The following is a 1128-nucleotide window of genomic DNA, read 5'->3' on the forward strand; positions in this document are numbered from 1 at the left end:
CCCGAGCGTTGATGCACAAGTTGAGCAAGGAATTTTCAAGTTGAGAGCGATCGACCAGTACGGTCCAAAGGTCGGCGGCGCGCATACTTTCGACCCGTATCCCAGGACCGACGGTGCGCTGGATCATGTCCAGCATGTCCCCTATAAGTCGGTTCACGTCAGTCGCAACGGGCAACAATGTCTGTCGACGTGCGAAGGCGAGCAATCGGTGCGTAAGGGCAGCCGCCCGGTCGGATGCGTCCTGAGCCGTGCTGACATATTTTGCTAAGTTTTCAGTACGGCCTTGCTCTACGCGCATGGAAATCAAATCAAGGGCTCCAGATATCCCGGCCAGCAAGTTGTTGAAGTCATGTGCCAGGCCGCCAGTCAGATGCCCCACTGCCTCCATCTTTTGTGACTGACGCAAGGCTTCTTCTGACTGCATCAGCTCTCGCGTGCGCTCTTCAATCCGGTGTTCCAAGGCAGCATTGAGATTGCGTAGCTCTTCGATAGCTTGGTCGCGTTGAGCGAGAAGTTCACGCTTCTCGTCGAGATCTAAGATGACGCCTGGGAAGCGAAGCGGGGTTCCATCATGTGCATGCTCCACTCGCCCGTTAGCTTCCACCCAGTGATAGTCTCCGTCCTGCCTGYGGACGCGATACTGGTGCGCGTATGGACCACCTCGGCAGATCGCATCTCTAATGGCGTTGGCCAATCCTTCTTGGTCACTGGGATGCACATTGGAAATGATCCCAGCAAGCGGGATGTCGTCGAGCCGGTTTAAGCTCTCAAGACCAAAGCTTTCAGAAAATCCTTCGTCGATGGTGAAGCAATCTTGAGTAAGGTCCCAACTCCATGTCCCGACGATGGCGCCAGCAGCCAGTGCAAGCTGCACGCGTTCTGCATCACGCGCGGCGACGAGTTTGGCTTCAATCGCTTTGTCTCGCTCCAGTGTACGAGAATCGATTGCCTCGGCTAGGCTGATGTTCTTTCGGCTGAGCAGCTTGTGACGAGCATCTCTTGTGTGGTTGGCGATAACTTGATCGCTGGTTTCGATGGCGACATTCAGTATCCCAACGATGGAGCTATCTTCTCCAAAGACCGGGGAGGCCGTGGCATTCCAGTAGGTGGTTTGGCGAACACCCGACC

1 protein-coding gene is annotated in these 1128 nt (G+C 55.5%); it reads right to left on the minus strand.

Annotated elements, in window-relative coordinates; translation table 11 throughout:
* Positions 1-1128, minus strand: a 1128-nt coding sequence (locus ACXJKH_RS20960) for a PAS domain-containing protein (protein WP_457322266.1), incomplete at both ends; no start/stop codon positions are given.

The organism is Stenotrophomonas sp. P5_B8 (assembly GCF_054049855.1).